A 16,519-nucleotide genomic window follows, 5' to 3' on the forward strand; every position below is an offset into this window, starting at 1 on the left:
AGTTATTTTAATTTTTAACTAGCCTGCAATTTTTCTGATGTGAAATAGCCCAGTAGCAAAAATTCACGCACAGTAAAAATACACTTATAAATTAAATACTCGTCACGCTTATCAGGGCTCACTTCTGAAAAAGGTAAGGCTTGCTGCGCTATTATGCGCTGTTGCTGCTGCGAAGAGATAGTAAATAAACTTGTGAGTTTATTTGCTAATTGCGACGATGAAAGAACACCTTCTGCAATCAGCTCAGCGCCTTTTACACATGCCGTACGTTCAGTCAGAGTTAGTGTATTTGCTAGCATTAAATCTGTGAAAGCGACTAAATTAAAATACAGCTGCTCATTTGGCTCTAGCTCTAAAATAACAGCCTGCATTTGCGTGACCACATCCCGATGCGCCGCTGCTTTAAGCACCTCAAAATGATTGCCATCCGTTTTATCAAATAACTGAGTCGCAGCCACTGGCGTAATAGCCGCACCGAATAATGCAGCTAAACATTTAATGGCATTTCGCCTTTGTAGATCAGCCATAAAACACCCCGTTTTGATAATGCCGTACAGCGTGATCCGCGGCTCTTGCAGTAAATGCCATATAGGTTAACGAAGGGTTCTGATAACCCGATGAGCACATAAACGAGCCATCAGTGACATAGACGTTTCGCACACTATGAATTTGGTTGTAACGATTAAGCACTGAGGTTGTAGCATCATGCCCCATACGCGCAGTTCCCATTTCGTGGATGGCTTGCCCCGGCGCTGAGCCTTTATCGTATGCTTGTACATTTTGATAACCTGCTTTGCTTAGCATCTCGACGGCTTGCGTTTTCATATCCTCGCGCATGCGTTGCTCGTTTTCAGCAAATTGGCAATCAAAATTAACTAAAGGTAATCCCCATTGATCTTTTAATACCGGATCTAAGCTCATTTTATTACGATGATAAGGCAGGCATTCACCAAAGCCTATTAATGCAACTTGCCAAGGCCCAGGTTTGGCAAGCCCTTCTCGAAAAGCCTTACCAAAGCTAAGTTCTTTAAAGCCCCGTCGCCAATCTTTGCGTGTTGCGTATCCTTGATAGCCATAGCCGCGAATAAAGCTATGTTGCTCGTTATCATCAAGGTTTCGAAAGCGCGGGATATGAAAGCCAACGGGTCTGTCGCCATCATTAAAGTCATCAGCAAAGCCCCTAGGCTCGCCAGTTGCGCCAACCCTAAAATGGTGATCCATGAGGTTATGACCAAGCTCTCCACTATCGTTCCCTAAGCCATTAGGAAAAAGTGCAGAAGTTGAATTTAATAACAAGGCTGTTGTTGCCACCGTTGATGCACAGCAAAAGATAATCTTTGCTCGCGCGATACGCTCCTTTTTAGATTCAGCATCAATTACTTTCACGCCCGTAGCTAGTCCGCTATCTGGATTGTAAATAATCTCTTTGGCAATGGAGTGAGTCTGAATTGTGAGTCGCCCTGTGCGCATCGCTGCAGGTAAGGTCGAGGCTAAACTACTAAAATAACTACCGGTTGGACAACCTCGCATACAGCGGTTGCGCTTGCTGCATGGAGCACGACCTTGCTCAGGCTTTGCCTTAGTTAAATGCGCAACTCGCCCGATGGTGAGGTGCCGATTAGTGTAGTGAGTTAATAAACTTTGTTTAAGCTGCTGCTCTACGGCATTAAGCGCAAAAGGAGGTAAGTAAGGTCCATCTGGTAGCTGAGGTAAGTTCAGCGCTTCGCCAATAACCCCGATGTAGGCTTCGACTTTATCGTACCAAGGCGCAATATCTTGATAGCGCACAGGCCAATCAACGCCGTGACCATCTTGTTTGTTGGCTGCAAAATCTATATCACTGAGGCGCAAGCATTGCCGCCCCCAAGTTAATGAGCGCCCACCAAGATGATATCCTCGGATCCAATCAAAACGTTGCGATTCTTGATAAGAGTGCTGCAAATCATTCACAAACCAGTGTTTTATTGATTGTTTGGTGGCATAGCCAGTGCGTGCTTGTTTAGCTTGATTCTGCTTTTCTAGAAGGCTGGGCCTGTCGCGAAAAGGCAGTTGCCAATCTTCTTTAAACGCAGTGATATAGTCTGTACCGTGCACAACCTGTCTGCCACGTTCAAGTAGCAGTACATTGAGTCCTTTTTCGGTCAGTTCTTTAGCAGCCCAGCCGCCAGTAATGCCACTGCCAATAACAATGGCATCGAATACTTTTGCCTGCATTCTCACTTAACTTTTAAAAGATTTGCTTACCCGCACAGATCGTTGCTTGAACAGAAAAGTCTTTATCGAGCAGGGCAAAATTAGCCTGTTTACCTACCGCAATACTGCCTATTTGCTCCGCTTTATTTAAAAACTCAGCGGGTACTAAACTGGCCATGTTAGTTGCTTCGACTAGGCTTGCGTCGGTTAGGTTGTAAAAACGTTCAACGCCAACTTCCATGGTTAATGTACTGCCCGCTAAAGAGCCGCTCTCAGTTCGCGCAACACCTTGCTCAACCACAATAGGAAGCTCACCTAAGCGGTAGCGACCATCTTGTAAGCCTCCGGCGCTCACGCAGTCTGTGATCAGAGCAATTTTATCTGCCCCTTTTAAACGGTAAACCATGTTCATGATGCTCGGGTGCAAATGAATACCATCAGGAATAAGCTCAACCATGGCATCCTTGTCCATCAACAGTGCCCCCGTACAACCAGGATCTCGATGATGAATACCGCGCATACCATTAAAAATATGCACACCACCGCAGGCTCCATGGGCAAGAGCTTGTGTTGTTTGCTCAAAATTAGCATCTGTATGACCCAGCATCACACGCACACCTTTATCGGTGATATAGCGGATCATGTCGGGGGATTTAAGTAGTTCTGGCGCTAACGCAAATGAGCTTAAGCAACCTTCACATGCGGCATAAATTTCATCAAATCGCTGTTTAGTAAGCTCTAAAAAAAATGACTCGTTATGCGCGCCTTTATGCGCTTCTGCAAAGAATAAACCTTCGTTATAAGCCCCTAGCAACTGCGCCCCAGCCAAGCCTTTTTGATAGGCACTCGCCATATTTTTATAAGCTTGAATTGAGACGTCCCAGTCTGCAGTCACCGTTGTGCCAACAAACCCCGTTACGCCGTGCTTTGCTAAAGACCGAGAAATAGTCTCTAACGACTCTGGCGTGCCGTCCATAATATCGCAGCCTTCACGACCATGAATATGCAAATCGATAAAGCCCGGAAATAAGCTATGCTCACCTAAATCGATTACTTTAATCTCTGGCTCAATTTGCGTGGTAATAGCACTAATTTTACCTCGCTCGACCAAGACCGCATGATCGAGTAAAACCGTCTCAGCAGTCACCACTTTTGCGGCCTTTAAATAATAGCGATTAAGATCCGTTGGAATTAGCATGAACACTTCCTATTATTGCAGCGCCTCTTACGCCGCTAGAATCACCAAACTTTGCACGCTTCACGTCGGGCACGGCAAAACCTGAAAATAAATGAGTTTGAATCGCATCAGGGAGCTTTTCTACTATTGCATCAATGAGCGACAACCCCCCGCCAAGTACGATAACTTCTGGGTGCAAACTTTTACTAATAGCAGCAAAGGTTTCGCCAAGAATATCTAAGTAACAGGTGAGCACCTTTAAGGCTTGCTCATCACCTAGCTTAATATCGTTTGCCCATTCAATCGCTGATTTAGGGGATTGCGTAATATGTTGATACAGAGTTTGTACACCGGGCCCTGCAATATAGCTTTCTACACAGCCATTTAAACCACAGCCACATTTTAAAACGGGCAGCTGATATTTTTGCTGCAAATATGCTGAAAGTGGTAAATGGCCGTACTCCCCTGACATGCCCAAACCTTGGTTAAACAAAGTGCCATCAATACACATACCACCCGCAGCCCCCGTACCAACAATGGCACCAAATACTCGGCTATAACCTTCACCGGCTCCGCCATTTGCTTCTGATAAAGCAAAACAGCGGGTGTCATTTAATATCGCAACAGGGCGCTTTAATAATGCTTGTAGGTCGTCGGCAATCACCTTACCTGTGGCACAAGGCACATTGGCAGATAACACTTTGCCAGCCTCATTAATGATACCTGGCATACCGATGCCCACCGCACCTTGGCTACTTGTTAATTCATCGGCCTTTAGCACCTGCTGATATATTGCCTGCAAAAATTGCTGATAATCATCAGTTGGCGTAGTAATACGCCAACTCTGCTGTTGCTCTAAATTATTATTAAAAATGGCGGTTTCTATTTTTGTTCCACCAATATCGAGTCCATAAACAGCCATACTCTACCTAACACTTTCTAACAAGAAGTTAACGGGTAAATAGTTACCCCTTGTACAACACGGTTAACTTCGCCCGTTGGGCAAGGATTGTCAGGTGTTAAACCGAGTGAGATTGATTTAAAAAATGCAAAAATCTGACAATAAACAATATAATACAGACCTTGCCACACATCATCCAGCGGTTGCTGCTTTGTACCTACCGATAATTTTTCTATGCGCAGGCATTGCTGTTCATTGACTAATTCATTATATAAATCAGTATCATATAAACTGCTGTATAGATTTCCTGATGACATCAATAGTACGGCAGTTTTGGTATTAATAATGGTTTTCGGGCCATGCCTAAAACCCAAAGGCGTTTCAAAATAACTAATTAATTCACCATTTGTTAACTCTAAACACTTTAATGCAGCTTCTTTGGCGTAGCCAAGTAAAGACCCGGCTCCTAAAAACACTAAGCGCTCAACGTTACTTTGTGCAAAACGCTTAATGTCATCAATTTGCGTATCGAGTAGCTGATTAGTATGCGCCACAACTTTTTCTAATTGAACGCTATCTGGAGTAAAAATACACAGTGTTGAAATCAGCATTGAGGTAAAGCTACTTGTCATTGCAAAGCTCTCATCAAGTGTTTCTTTTGGCATTATCACACTTAAGCTATTGCTTTTAACTGATGCGCTTTTAGCTAACTCACCGTTTTCATTACAGGTAATAACCAAGTGATAACATTTATCAACGACTTGCTCTACAATATCGACCGCTGCGACACTTTCAGGGCTATTTCCAGAGCGCGCATAAGAAATAAGTAAGGTTGGCGTGCCCTTTTGTAAAAAACCATATGGGTTTGAGACAATATCAGTGGTGCTGACAGCACATACGTCCAAATCGGTTTTCGCAGTTAAATGAGGTGTTAAAGCCTCGCCCACATAAGCTGATGTACCAGCGCCTGTTAAAACAACTTTTAAGTTATTAAGTGCTAAAATCGGCGCTAAAAAATCATTAATCTCAGCTCGCTTGTTATCAATCACTGATGCCGTATTACACCATGATTTGGGTTGTTGTGTGATTTCTCTTGCGGTCCAATAAGCGTTCTGTTGCTTAAGTTCTGTTTCGTTTAAGGATAAAAACTGTGTCATATTAAATTCTCTCTCAACACCACTTATTGATTACAAGCAAGCGAATAGCTATTCGTCACTTCCATTATTTTGTTAAGTACTAACTCACGCGGTGATGAGTTAATTTGGCCCTTAGTTAATGCTTTGTATTGCATTGGCATAAATTGGCTAAGTAAGGTCTGTGGAATAATTTGCCCTTCTAAGTTCTCAAACAGCGTTTCTACTGTTTGTTTTATCTCATCTTCAGGCCAGTAATAACGGATGCGATCGCTATAACTATAAGCCCTAAACAGCTTAGCTTCAGCACCCTGCGATGGGTAAAACTTATTCCAATAATGTGGTTTTTCTAGCATGATGCGCTCACAGACATCACGTAAATTAGAACGCTTAGCAGGTTCAACTAACTGATCTTCAATATAAGTTAAAGCAAATAAACCTTCGCGTAGTGCATAGGTAAGCTGTGGCCCCACTTTTAATATGGCAAAGTGATCTTGTACTAACTCGCGATAGCAATGATCTGGCTGGTAATCAGTAGAGTGAGCTTCATACACAAGATTATCGACAGTAGTGATAAACTCTTTCAGTTTTTGCGCTTCATTAGGTTGATAATTAAAAACTTGATGATTATCAAACTCAACCCCCGGCTGCACAACAACAGCAATAACACGCGACCACACGTCACTTATGTTTAAGCTAGCAAATGCTGCCTGATGTAATTCGATTGTTTGCTGTACCCCTTCAACATGGGATACTTCAATAATTTCATGCTCTTCTGTTGCCCCACCCGGAGGAGGAACTTCAGTACCAACCACATACAGAATATCGTTATCTTTTGAGACCGACTCGGCAGCTTGGCACATCAATGCTGCACGCTTGGCAATTTCTGCATCAGCTAAACGTTCTCCATCGTCAGCGCATGGCATGCTGGCATCTAGATGAATTTTTTTAAAACCCGCACTCGCATAGGCTTTAACAAGTTCAACAGCTTTTACCATCGCAACCTCTGCAGGCTCATTCACCCAACACACAGGACCTAGGTGATCACCACCTAAAATAATGCGCTGGGTATCTAAACCCACTTTTTCGGCTATTGCATAAACAAATTCAACAAAGTCATGAGGCTTCATACCCGTGTAGCCACCAAACTGATTAACTTGGTTTGCCGTAGCTTCAATTAAAATTTCAGTGTCATCATTAAGAGCTTGCAACATCGCTGCTTCGATAACGAGTGGATGCGCGCAGCATACAGAGTAAATTCCCTGCGCTTGCCCTACTCGATTGTTATTAATAATCGTTTTTAATGCATTCATGGTTCTCTCCAAGCAGCTTACATCAAAGGTTAGATACGTGATTTGAAATTACAGTAGCACACAGCGAAACACCACGCAACAAAATGAAAGAAAACGAAAGTGCAAATCAAAGCTAAAATTTGACCTAAAAAACCACAAAAAGGCATTAATGGTAATACAGCCACCAATTTGAAAGATTTTGAAAGCATTTAATTGTAATTAACTTTTAGTTGCGATATAACAGAAACAACTGAAACCCACTATTAAAATAATCTCAGTGATTTAGGTATCGTTATGACAATAGATAGACGTAGTTTTTTAAAATCTGCCGCAGCCATTACCGCCGCGACAGTCGTGACTGGCTGTGCGAAAAGCCAACAAGGTGATAATCAAAGCACACCTCTTGCAGCACAAGGTAAAAGCGTAATGGGCTTAGCTGTGCCTGCAATGGATGTGGTGCGTGTTGGTTTTATTGGGGTTGGTCAACGTGGTAGCGGCCATGTGAAACATCTTTGCCATATTGAAGGTGTTGAAATCAAAGCTATTTGCGACACAGATAAGCTAATGCTAGATAAGTCTGTTAATTATGTTATTGAAAAAGGCTTACCTAAACCAACTGCTTATACGGGTTCAGATAAAGCCTATTTAGATATGCTCGCTCGTGATGACATCGACATTGTGATCATTTCAACGCCTTGGAAATGGCACACACCGATGAGTGTTGAGACCATGGAAAGTGGTAAACATGCCTTTGTTGAAGTACCTGCAGCAACCACCATGGAAGAGTGTTGGCAATTAGTAAACACCGCAGAGCGCACGCAAAAGAACTGCATGATGATGGAAAACGTTAACTACGGCCGTGACGAGTTAATGGTTTTAAACATGGTTCGTAAAGGCGTATTTGGTGAGTTATTGCATGGTGAAGCAGCTTATATTCATGACTTGCGTTGGCAAATGAAAGAAATTGACCGCAGCACAGGCTCATGGCGTACTTATTGGCATACCAAAGTAAACGGTAACTTATACCCAACCCATGGTTTAGGCCCGGTTTCTCAGTATATGAACATCAACCGTGGTGACCGCTTTGACTTTGTTACTTCAGTCAGCTCACCTGCGCTTGGCCGCGCCGCCTATGCAGAACGTGAATTCCCTGCAGGCCACGAGCGTCGTTCACTAAAATTTACTGCTGGCGACATGAATACCAGCATTATTAAAACAGTGAAAGGTCGTAGCATTATGGTTCAGCACGACACCACAAGCCCTCGCCCGTACAGCCGCCATAACCTAATTCAAGGTACTAATGGCACATTTGCAGGATTCCCTAATCGTATTGCTCTTGAAGATGTGCCACCAGCTATCGCGAAAATTTACCAACAGCAATATGAAGCAGAGCTCGCTGCCTGGGAGAAAGCAGGTTCACAGGGTCGTAAGCCACATATGCAAAACTTCCATAGCTGGGATCAAGATATGGAAAAATGGCGTGCTGAGTTTGATCATCCACTGTGGAAACGCATGGGTGAAGAAGCAGTACGTAACGGTGGCCACGGCGGTATGGACTTCATTATGCTTTGGCGCATGATCTACTGCTTACGCAATAATGAGCCACTCGATCAAGATGTATACGATGCCGCAGCATGGTCATCAATCTTCCCGCAAAGTATGGCATCGGTTGCTGATAGAAGTAACAGTAAAACAATTCCAGACTTTACCCGTGGCGCTTGGCAAACAGGTAAGCCTCTAGGAATTGTGTCTTAACACTTTCTCTCCTGAAAAACTAAAAGCCCGCCCTTTGCCCTGCGGGCTTTTTTATTTCATTGTTCACTCCCTTTAGAGCTTTACTCTATAAAACTTTACCCACAAAAAAGCCCGCAACGTCAGCGGGCTTTTTAATTAGGCCTTTAGCTTACTGAGCATGTGCTGCAGCGCGGAAAATCGTGTTAGCTAAAAGTACATTCATGCCCTCAAGGTAGGCGCGGTAGGTTGGTGATTGTGTAAAGCCTATTACCATGCCTTTGCCTTGCGGTTGATGAACAAGCAATGGCTTATACGCAAGCTGTGCTTTATTTTGCTGCCACAGATAACCACTTGCTAGCACATCATCTTTACCTGTAAACCACGCTAGGTTTTTACCTGAGTTCAGTGTTATAGGCGTGTAAATATCATTACCGTAAGCTACCGCAACAAGGTCTTTATCAACCCCAGCGGTTAACCAGTGCTCTTGGTCTACTTCAACATTAGCAAGTACACCGGCTACATAGTCTGGCGATGTATGTGGCTCAATGCTCGCCGCTTTTAAATCATCGCGAGAAGTGAATAACTGCCCTGCCACTTTACTGCTTTTATCATCGCTGCTATCGGCTTTATCTTCTCGGTAAGCTTGCTCGCGTTTAACATCTAACAAACCGTAATCAGCGTTGGTGGTAAAACGGTTAGCATTACCGAGGGCAATCAACACGCCGCCTGCTTCAACCCAGCTTTTTAAATTAGCCGCGCCCGATTTACCGAGTGCTTGCTCATAATTACCTTCAGGTAAAATAAGCACTTGGTAATCACTTAAATCAGCCCAAGCAAGCATAGGTGTGCGAATAGCTGTCACCGGGTAGCCAAGCTGTCTTTCGATAACAAAACGAGTGTTACCGGCGCTTAGCTCTCGAGTGGCTGCATCCCATGCAATCGCCACTTTTGGTGCTACCATAGGCACTGTTTTGTTACTACCAAAGCTTGGGCCTTCAATCACCCAACTTGAATCAACACCATCAACTATTGCACCAGTTTGCTCGGCAATTTGGCTAATTTTAGTCAGTAAGTCTTTATCGTTTAGGCGCTTTTCGATTACTAAGCTACCCGCTGGGTAGTTAGTTTTATCACCTAATACAAATGCTTGGTCAGCACTTTTCAGTTTAATGCCAGCTTGCAGTGCTGCTGTTAAAAAGCGTGCTGCGGCTGTATCACCCCATGCAACAATATAAGCCACTGAGGCTTCTGGATTATTCACTTTACCAAGCAATGTGTCGTCGGCCTGAACCGCTTTACTATCTGCGCTAACTGCGCGACCACAACTATCGCTATCAACATTAAACATCATCGGCAGCGACCAACCTGTGACATCGTAAATTTCATCACCTAGGTTACGAGCGCGGCGTCTTTCTTGCTCTTTTACAAAAGCCTCTGCCATATCTACTTGGTCAGTAAAGGTGGTACGTACAAATACCCCGCGTGGCTGTGCAGTATCAATAAAATAGCTGCCTGCTTTGTACTTAACGCCACAGGCTTTGAAGTCTTCAGTTGCTTGTTTAACTTCAACACCATGTTCAGCCATTAAGGTTGCGAGTCTATGAGCGCCTTCACGGTTACTTTGTTTAGGTAAGATATAAACACGCTCTTTGCTATCTTTACCCGAATCAATCGCATCAACTTGATATTGATAAAAGTCACCTAGTAGTTTTTCACGTTGATTGGCAGCCCCTTCGGCAGTCGAAATTGAGGCCACAAACTGACGCTTTACAGTATTAAAATAGGTGAGTAGTTCGCCGGTATTTTTCTCAAAAACATGGCCACGCGCAGAGCCTACTTCGTAAGTTGATGCTGATGCACCATAAAATACTGGCCAGCTATCACCGTAGCCTGGGTAAAAGGCATCAAAAATTTCACGGGTAAAGTAATCAAAGCCAAATTCATCAAAATACTTCGCATGATTTTGCCCAATCGCATCCATGTTGGCGATTTGAGTTTTCGTCATATGCGGATTAAATGGCTGAGCAGCCGGTGCAAAGTAGTAAGATTGGTCGCCGCCCATTTCATGAATATCAACCACTACTTGCGGTTTATATTTATTGATTGCAGCCACTCGGCCTTTACTTTCAGGTTGAGTAAGTGCTAACCAATCGCGGTTCATATCAAACAAATAATGATTTGTTCGGCCTCTTGGCCACGGCTCATTATGCTCTGCACTTAACCTATCTGCACTGTGCTCAAGACCTACGGTCGCATAATAACGAGTAACAAAGCGCTCACGGCCATCAGGGTTTTGCAATGGGTCGATAAACACCACGGTGTTGTTTAAAATTTTGCTGTTAACGGCATCATTCGGGGCTGCTAGTAAGTGATATGCAGTGAATAATGCAGCATCGGTTGAGCTAATTTCATTACCGTGCACGGCATACTGAAGCCACACAGAGGTCGGTAAATTTTTAATTAGTGACTTAGCTTCTTTTTCAGAGGTGATACGCGGATCAGCCAAGGCTTGGGTGTTATTGGCGAGGGTTTCTAATGAGCGAATATGCTCCGCAGTGCCAACCACCGCATAAACCAGTTCACGACCTTCCCAGCTGTTTGCGTACTTAAACACTTTAATACGATCAGGCGCAGCTTGTTCAAGGGCGCTTAAATAACGACGCATATCGTTGTAATTGGTAATGCGCTCACCTACATCGTATCCGAGCACTTGTTTAAATGTTGGTATTTGCTGATTATAAGCCGTGCCTGGCCACATTGCTTCGGTATTCGCTGCACTGGCATTAAAGCTTGCCGTTATTGCCACAACACTCACTGAAATGGCTTTTATTATTTGTTTGGCGCTCATTATTTTTCCCAAGTAAAAGTATCTGCTTTGTACATTACAAAAGTATTGAAAATAAACAAATTAAAAACGTTAGATTGGCAAAAATTAAAGACATAAAAAAACCGCAGCAATTGCTGCGGTTATTTTCAAAATAGCAGGGCTATTTAACTAAGGTCATTTCATCAAGTAGGTAACCTGCGTTATCAACTTCTTCCATTAACCAAAGCATGTATCGAATATCAACGTGAATAGCACGGGTGATTTTGGCGTTAAAGTACCAATCTTTGGTGATTGATTCATAAGTCGAGTCAAAATTAAGACCCACTAATTCACCTTTACCATTCATGACTGGCGAACCTGAGTTACCCCCTGTGGTATCAGCGCTACTTAAAAAGTTGACTGGTACTGAGTTAACTTCAAGAGGTTTAGCCGCTTGTGATTCACAACCAAAGCTGAATAAGCTACAACTTACGCCTGGTAGACCTAAGTCACCACGGTAATACGCGCCAAACGCTTGCTTTTTGTATGCTTCAAGTACTTTATCGGTAACAACAAATGGTTTTTCACCTGTGTGTTTAGCCACTAAACCACGTAGTGATGTAAATGGCGTTTTATACACAGCATCTGCCGCTGGGTAACCATCAACTTGTGCGTAGCTTACGCGTAATGTGCCATTTGCATCTGGGTAAACTGGCTTACCTTTAGCATTATTGAAAGCGATCACGGCTTGCATATACTGCGGGCGAATTTCAGCTAAACGACCCGCCATTTCTTTTTCGTCAGCTTCTTGTGCCATGTTGGTATCGTATAGAGCAACAGCAAGCTTTATGAATGGGTCGTTTGATGCTTCAAACTCTGCAACAGATTTACCAATCCAGTTAACACGTGCTTCTACATCTGTAAGCTCTGTATTAGCATAAAAAGAAGCAATAATCGCATCAAGCTCAGCTTGTGTTGTGGTATCTGTAATACCTAAGCCGTCGTTTAATGCCGCAACTTGCGCTGCTTTATCTTGCGCTAAATAGTTACCTAAGTAGCTTAACCATAAGGCTTTATCGACTTCAGGCGTAAACTGTTTTTGTAAACGCTCTAAACGCGCTTTAAGCATTGGAAGGTCACGCTCTTGATAACCCATTTCGCGCTCTGCATTTGGTTTTTCACTTTCTTTAGCTAAACGATATAAACGAATTGCCGTGCTTAGTAAGTCTGCGCGTTTTGCATAATCAAAGTAAAAATGGCTTTGTTGCTGTGCATGTGCTTCAACTAATAATGACTTTAATGCGTGATATGAATCTGCGTATGCTTTACGTTCAGCACTTTGTGCAAACCAAGCGAGGTACTCTTGCTCTTGAGCAGCTTTAATACCCGGAATATCCGTTACTTTAAAGCCATCTTGTAAGCCTTCCAGTTTCTTTAAACGGTTGTTAGTGCTTTTTACACGAGAGGCATATTTAACTTGTGCTTGCTCATCGCCTTCACTCTGCTTGGCGATTACGTCTAGGGTCATGTTATAAGTATTAAGCAATGTTGGGTAATACCAACTCGCAGAATAATTTACTTCGTCTGCAAGCTTATAGCGGCTAGTTCGACCCGGGTAACCGGCCACCAGCACACCATCACCTAAGCTTACGCCGCTCGCATTCACTTTTAAGAACGACTTTGGCTCATAAGGTACGTTATCTTCACTGTAATCTGCAGGCTTACCATCTTTACCAACGTAACCACGTACAAAGGTAAAATCCGCCGTGTGACGTGGGTATTCAAAGTTATCAATGTCGCCACCAAAGTTACCCAGCGCTTCTGCTGGAGCATACACTAAGCGCACATCTTTGATCATCAGTTGTTTGATCATGAAGTACTCTAAGCCATGGTGAAAATCACGCACGGTACAACGGTAGTTAGGATCTGACTCACACTCGCTGATCAAAGCTTTGCGATTTGCTTGAATTGCTTCATAACGCGCTTTGCCGTGTAGTTCTGCAGGTAAGTTACCCAGTACGCGCTCAGTAACATCATCCACTTGTTCAGTTACATACAAACGCTCTTGCGGGCCTGCAGGTAGCTCTTTTGATAAATCAGCTGCTAAAAAACCTTTTTCAATTAAGTTGTTTTCTGGTGTGCTGTTATTTTGAATCGCGCCATAAGCACAGTGATGATTAGTTACCGCTAAGCCTTTTGGTGACACAAATGACGCAGAGCAATAGCCTAAACCAACCACTGCATTGAGTGGGTATTGGTTAAGATCTGCCACTTGTGATGCCGGTAATTCAATACCAACGCGGTCAAACTCGCTTTGTAATTGTTTTAATTGATGCGGTTGCCACTGCCCTTCATCAGCGTGCGCGCAACCGACAGCGACAACACCCATGAGTGCTAATGAAGTAGTAATAATATTTTTTTTAATCATGTTAATCCTAGTCAGTGCAAAGCACTATTCCATTGTTGCCTTAAAAAATCGCGCTAAGACTACCATAACCTTGATTGACTCAAGACATATTGCGATTAAATACAATTGGAGAGTAAAAATAGAGGGGAGAAAAAGCTCCTACCGTAAGAATGCAGTAAGCAGGAGCATTAGCTTCGATTCAATTATTAAGCATTGGCTTTTAAAAAGTCATAAAGTTCATCTTTAAGCACGGCGCGTTGATGCTTTTTTTCATGCATATCCGCATCTTCAATCGGCGAGTTTTGCAATTCAAGCTCACGAATTTCTTTATCCATATCATCATAACGCTGCATGGTTTTCTTGAAATGAGCATCGTGTTTTGCAAGGCTGTGGATTAGTTCATTAAACTCAGGGAATTCATTCAATAACGAGTGTTTCTCACCTAACATGGGCAACTCCTTTGGCTAGAATTTCAGTTCAATTTCAATGTATCACCCTAACATACAGAGTCAATGTCGCAACCTTGTCCAAGATCAATAATACAGCGATTCATACAAGTTTCTGAAACTCATGGAGTAAGCAACAAAGAAGATGTAGTTCGCACAAAATTCTAAGAATTATTCCTAGACATAACCATTTGAATTAGAGATATAATCAAATTTGATGGAGGGAAACATGCGTATTGGTATTATTGAAGATCACCAACTAGTAAGGGATAGCTTTAAAAAGTTACTAGAACTACAACAGGAGTGGCAGGTAATTATTGAAGCCTGCACGGTTAGCGAAGCTAAACTTGCCGTTGAAATTGAACAACCTGATATTTTTATAGTTGATATTTCAATGCATGAAGGAGAAACTGGCCTAGCATTTTTAAGCTACTTAAATAGTTACTACCCTGAAACTAAAACAATTGTTGCCTCCATGTATGACTACGAGCCTTATGTAAGCAACGCTCTTAGCTTGGGCGCGCAAGGTTACGTCTCTAAACGTTCAGCATCAGAAGCCTTAATCGACGCTGTCAATTCTGTAATTAAGGGCGGCAGGTATATAAGTGAAGATGTGAAGTTTAACTATAAAGACCCTTCTAATAAACTCGCTTTACTAACACCAAGAGAAAAGGAAGCTTTACCTCTATTTGCAAAAGGGCTTAACGCAAAACAAGTGGCGCAACAGTTAGACATGATGCCTAAAACTGCTCATGTGCATAAGGCTAATATTTACCAAAAACTTAAAGTATCTAACTCGTTCGATTTACTCAAAATTGCAATAGATAATGGACTCATTGCGCTTGATGAACTGGCATAATTTTCCTTTCGTGAATGTATCTGTAAACCAAGCTTTTGCTGAGTTTACAAAACAAGCTCTAGTCGCTGTTATTTACTTTGTTACCTTATGCTTTTCTTCTTGGGTAAGTAATCATTTAGAAACGGTGGCGCAAAGTAGCGCCATATTCTTGCCTGCGGGAGTTAAGCTCGCTTTTTTATTATCTTCCCAATTAGGTTTTGGCCAATTCTTTGGTTTAGCTCAAGGCTTTATGCTGCTTATATCGGCATGTTTTATAACGATGCTTGGCACTTCGATTTATTACATGGCTTTTGGCAAGAAGCTACCTACATGATAATAGTACACTGCTTTAAAGAAAGTCGTTGGCCACCCAAGATCGATGCTAATACCGGCGTTATCTCAATCGTTTTGTTGGCTACTTCAACAGCCGCTATCAAGTGGTTTTTGTTTGCTAGTGCTTTTGAGTTCACTACATGGTTAGCTGGTAAGCAGTTATTACAATACCAACTCAATATGACCCTAGGTGATTTAACAGGGACACTACTCGTTGCGCCAATATTGCTAAGTATTAAGGAAAGCTATAAACATAAAATTACGCTAAACAACTATTTACTCGTAATTGCGCTGTTAGCCCTGACCATAGTTTACCTTGCAGCCTATATACATAGGCCTGACCTATATTCTCTGCTACGCTTGTTCTCTTTACTGCCTATTCTTTGGTTTTCTTATAAGTTTGCTACAACAGGTGCTATTTTGAGTGCTTTACTCAGCAATAGTCTAATTGTTGTACAGGCAGGCATCCAACAAGATGCAACGAATACTTATATAAGTCAGTTATTTATCTTAGCAAACTCAATTACTGGGCTTTTAATTGGTACTGCAACAAATGAACTCAAATTAAAAAACGCTGAATTACAACAAAGCAATGAACAACTTTCTCAATTACTTGCTAAAAACAAACAACTTGCAAAACGGATGGTTACAATCCAAGAAGACGAACGCAAATATCTGTCTCAAGAATTACATGACGAATTAGGGCAAAATCTCACAGCGCTAAAAACAGATTTAGCAGTATTATCACTCTCACAACAAAACAGCAATAATTCAATCATTGCTACCCTTAGAGAAAATGCCAAAGCTATGTATGACTCTGTGTATCAAATTATGCATCATTTGAGACCGAGAGAGCTTGACGAGTTAGGCCTTGAACACGCTCTAAAAAATGGCAAATTAAAATCCCTATTAAATAAAGCTGATATCGAGTATCAAACGAACTTAGATATCAACAGTACCTTGGCTGATGAACACCAAACGGCTATTTACAGAATCTGCCAAGAAGCTGTTACCAATTGCATTAAACACAGCAGCGCCTCACAATTATTAGTTCAGTTGAGTGTAAATAAACAAGCCATAGATCTCTTAATTAAAGATAATGGTGAGCAAGTGCGTAACAACGCAGAATCTGGTGGCTATGGCCTTTTATTTATTGAAGAGCGAGTGCTTGCTTTAGGTGGTAAGTGTAGTTTTGACACGCAGGGTGGCTTCACTATTAAAGTATCTTTTTAACTTCATGTATTAGAGTTACGTAACCA

The 16,519-nt window shown here is 42.4% G+C and carries 13 protein-coding genes; 4 read left to right on the plus strand and 9 right to left on the minus strand.

What is annotated here, in order from left to right; translation table 11 throughout:
- Positions 1-14: 14 nt before the first annotated feature.
- The 6 genes from CWB80_RS08725 to CWB80_RS08750 are packed head-to-tail and all read right to left on the minus strand — an operon-like array spanning position 15 to position 6,717.
- Entirely contained in the window at positions 15-527 is a 513-nt protein-coding gene (locus tag CWB80_RS08725; RefSeq protein ID WP_138598826.1) for a hypothetical protein, read from the minus strand.
- Complete coding sequence (locus CWB80_RS08730; protein ID WP_138598825.1) at positions 520-2,214, minus strand: GMC oxidoreductase; 1,695 nt, start codon at positions 2,212-2,214, stop codon at positions 520-522. Before CWB80_RS08730 ends, CWB80_RS08725 begins: the two co-directional genes overlap by 8 nt.
- Positions 2,215-2,227: 13 nt before the next feature.
- Positions 2,228-3,391, minus strand: a complete 1,164-nt coding sequence (gene nagA, locus CWB80_RS08735) for an N-acetylglucosamine-6-phosphate deacetylase (protein WP_138598824.1) — start codon at positions 3,389-3,391, stop codon at positions 2,228-2,230.
- Positions 3,369-4,292: an ROK family protein gene (locus tag CWB80_RS08740; RefSeq protein WP_138598823.1), complete on the minus strand. Its 924-nt coding sequence runs from the start codon at positions 4,290-4,292 to the stop codon at positions 3,369-3,371. The genes nagA and CWB80_RS08740 overlap by 23 nt, the downstream gene beginning before the upstream one ends.
- Before the next feature lie 17 nt (positions 4,293-4,309).
- The gene (locus CWB80_RS08745; protein WP_138598822.1) at positions 4,310-5,428 is read right to left on the minus strand and encodes an SIS domain-containing protein; all 1,119 of its coding nucleotides are present in this window, start codon (positions 5,426-5,428) and stop codon (positions 4,310-4,312) included.
- A 23-nt stretch (positions 5,429-5,451) separates the two neighbouring features.
- On the minus strand, positions 5,452-6,717 hold the full coding sequence (locus CWB80_RS08750) for a D-tagatose-bisphosphate aldolase, class II, non-catalytic subunit (protein ID WP_138598821.1): 1,266 nt from the start codon (positions 6,715-6,717) through the stop codon (positions 5,452-5,454).
- Positions 6,718-6,990: 273 nt separating this feature from the next.
- Here CWB80_RS08750 and CWB80_RS08755 point away from each other — a divergent pair, with 273 nt between their 5' ends.
- The gene (locus CWB80_RS08755; RefSeq protein WP_138598820.1) at positions 6,991-8,451 is read left to right on the plus strand and encodes a Gfo/Idh/MocA family protein; all 1,461 of its coding nucleotides are present in this window, start codon (positions 6,991-6,993) and stop codon (positions 8,449-8,451) included.
- Positions 8,452-8,599: 148 nt separating this feature from the next.
- Here CWB80_RS08755 and CWB80_RS08760 read toward each other — a convergent pair whose 3' ends face one another.
- From CWB80_RS08760 to CWB80_RS08770, 3 genes are all read right to left on the minus strand, one after another.
- A complete protein-coding gene (locus tag CWB80_RS08760) occupies positions 8,600-11,278 on the minus strand; it encodes a M14 family metallopeptidase (RefSeq protein ID WP_138598819.1) in 2,679 nt (892 codons plus the stop codon).
- A 139-nt stretch (positions 11,279-11,417) separates the two neighbouring features.
- Positions 11,418-13,664: a S46 family peptidase gene (locus CWB80_RS08765; RefSeq protein WP_138598818.1), complete on the minus strand. Its 2,247-nt coding sequence runs from the start codon at positions 13,662-13,664 to the stop codon at positions 11,418-11,420.
- 185 nt (positions 13,665-13,849) lie between these two features.
- Positions 13,850-14,092 carry an HP1242/YdcH family protein gene (locus tag CWB80_RS08770; protein WP_063702664.1) on the minus strand — a complete coding sequence of 81 codons (243 nt, stop codon included), beginning with the start codon at positions 14,090-14,092 and terminating at the stop codon, positions 13,850-13,852.
- Positions 14,093-14,318: 226 nt separating this feature from the next.
- Here CWB80_RS08770 and CWB80_RS08775 point away from each other — a divergent pair, with 226 nt between their 5' ends.
- From CWB80_RS08775 to CWB80_RS08780, 3 genes are read left to right on the plus strand one after another with little or no spacing between them, the layout of a single operon-like run.
- The gene (locus CWB80_RS08775) at positions 14,319-14,948 is read left to right on the plus strand and encodes a response regulator transcription factor (protein WP_138598817.1); all 630 of its coding nucleotides are present in this window, start codon (positions 14,319-14,321) and stop codon (positions 14,946-14,948) included.
- Positions 14,935-15,261, plus strand: a complete 327-nt coding sequence (locus CWB80_RS22910) for a hypothetical protein (RefSeq protein ID WP_249362549.1) — start codon at positions 14,935-14,937, stop codon at positions 15,259-15,261. Before CWB80_RS08775 ends, CWB80_RS22910 begins: the two co-directional genes overlap by 14 nt.
- Entirely contained in the window at positions 15,258-16,493 is a 1,236-nt protein-coding gene (locus tag CWB80_RS08780; protein ID WP_249362551.1) for a histidine kinase, read from the plus strand. The genes CWB80_RS22910 and CWB80_RS08780 overlap by 4 nt, the downstream gene beginning before the upstream one ends.
- The last annotated feature ends 26 nt before the right edge of the window (positions 16,494-16,519 follow it).

Source organism: Pseudoalteromonas sp. S1650, from assembly GCF_005887195.1.
Classification (GTDB): Bacteria; Pseudomonadota; Gammaproteobacteria; order Enterobacterales; family Alteromonadaceae; genus Pseudoalteromonas; species Pseudoalteromonas simplex.

Coding starts and splice junctions, on each gene's coding strand:
- CWB80_RS08740 (WP_138598823.1), bottom strand. CDS start 4,292: ATGGCTGTTTATGGACTCGATATTGGTGGAACAAAAATAGAAACCGCC.
- CWB80_RS08760 (WP_138598819.1), bottom strand. CDS start 11,278: ATGAGCGCCAAACAAATAATAAAAGCCATTTCAGTGAGTGTTGTGGCA.
- CWB80_RS08725 (WP_138598826.1), bottom strand. CDS start 527: ATGGCTGATCTACAAAGGCGAAATGCCATTAAATGTTTAGCTGCATTA.
- CWB80_RS08770 (WP_063702664.1), bottom strand. CDS start 14,092: ATGTTAGGTGAGAAACACTCGTTATTGAATGAATTCCCTGAGTTTAAT.
- CWB80_RS08755 (WP_138598820.1), top strand. CDS start 6,991: ATGACAATAGATAGACGTAGTTTTTTAAAATCTGCCGCAGCCATTACC.
- CWB80_RS08775 (WP_138598817.1), top strand. CDS start 14,319: ATGCGTATTGGTATTATTGAAGATCACCAACTAGTAAGGGATAGCTTT.
- CWB80_RS08745 (WP_138598822.1), bottom strand. CDS start 5,428: ATGACACAGTTTTTATCCTTAAACGAAACAGAACTTAAGCAACAGAAC.
- CWB80_RS08750 (WP_138598821.1), bottom strand. CDS start 6,717: ATGAATGCATTAAAAACGATTATTAATAACAATCGAGTAGGGCAAGCG.
- nagA (WP_138598824.1), bottom strand. CDS start 3,391: ATGCTAATTCCAACGGATCTTAATCGCTATTATTTAAAGGCCGCAAAA.
- CWB80_RS22910 (WP_249362549.1), top strand. CDS start 14,935: ATGAACTGGCATAATTTTCCTTTCGTGAATGTATCTGTAAACCAAGCT.
- CWB80_RS08780 (WP_249362551.1), top strand. CDS start 15,258: ATGATAATAGTACACTGCTTTAAAGAAAGTCGTTGGCCACCCAAGATC.
- CWB80_RS08730 (WP_138598825.1), bottom strand. CDS start 2,214: ATGCAGGCAAAAGTATTCGATGCCATTGTTATTGGCAGTGGCATTACT.
- CWB80_RS08765 (WP_138598818.1), bottom strand. CDS start 13,664: ATGATTAAAAAAAATATTATTACTACTTCATTAGCACTCATGGGTGTT.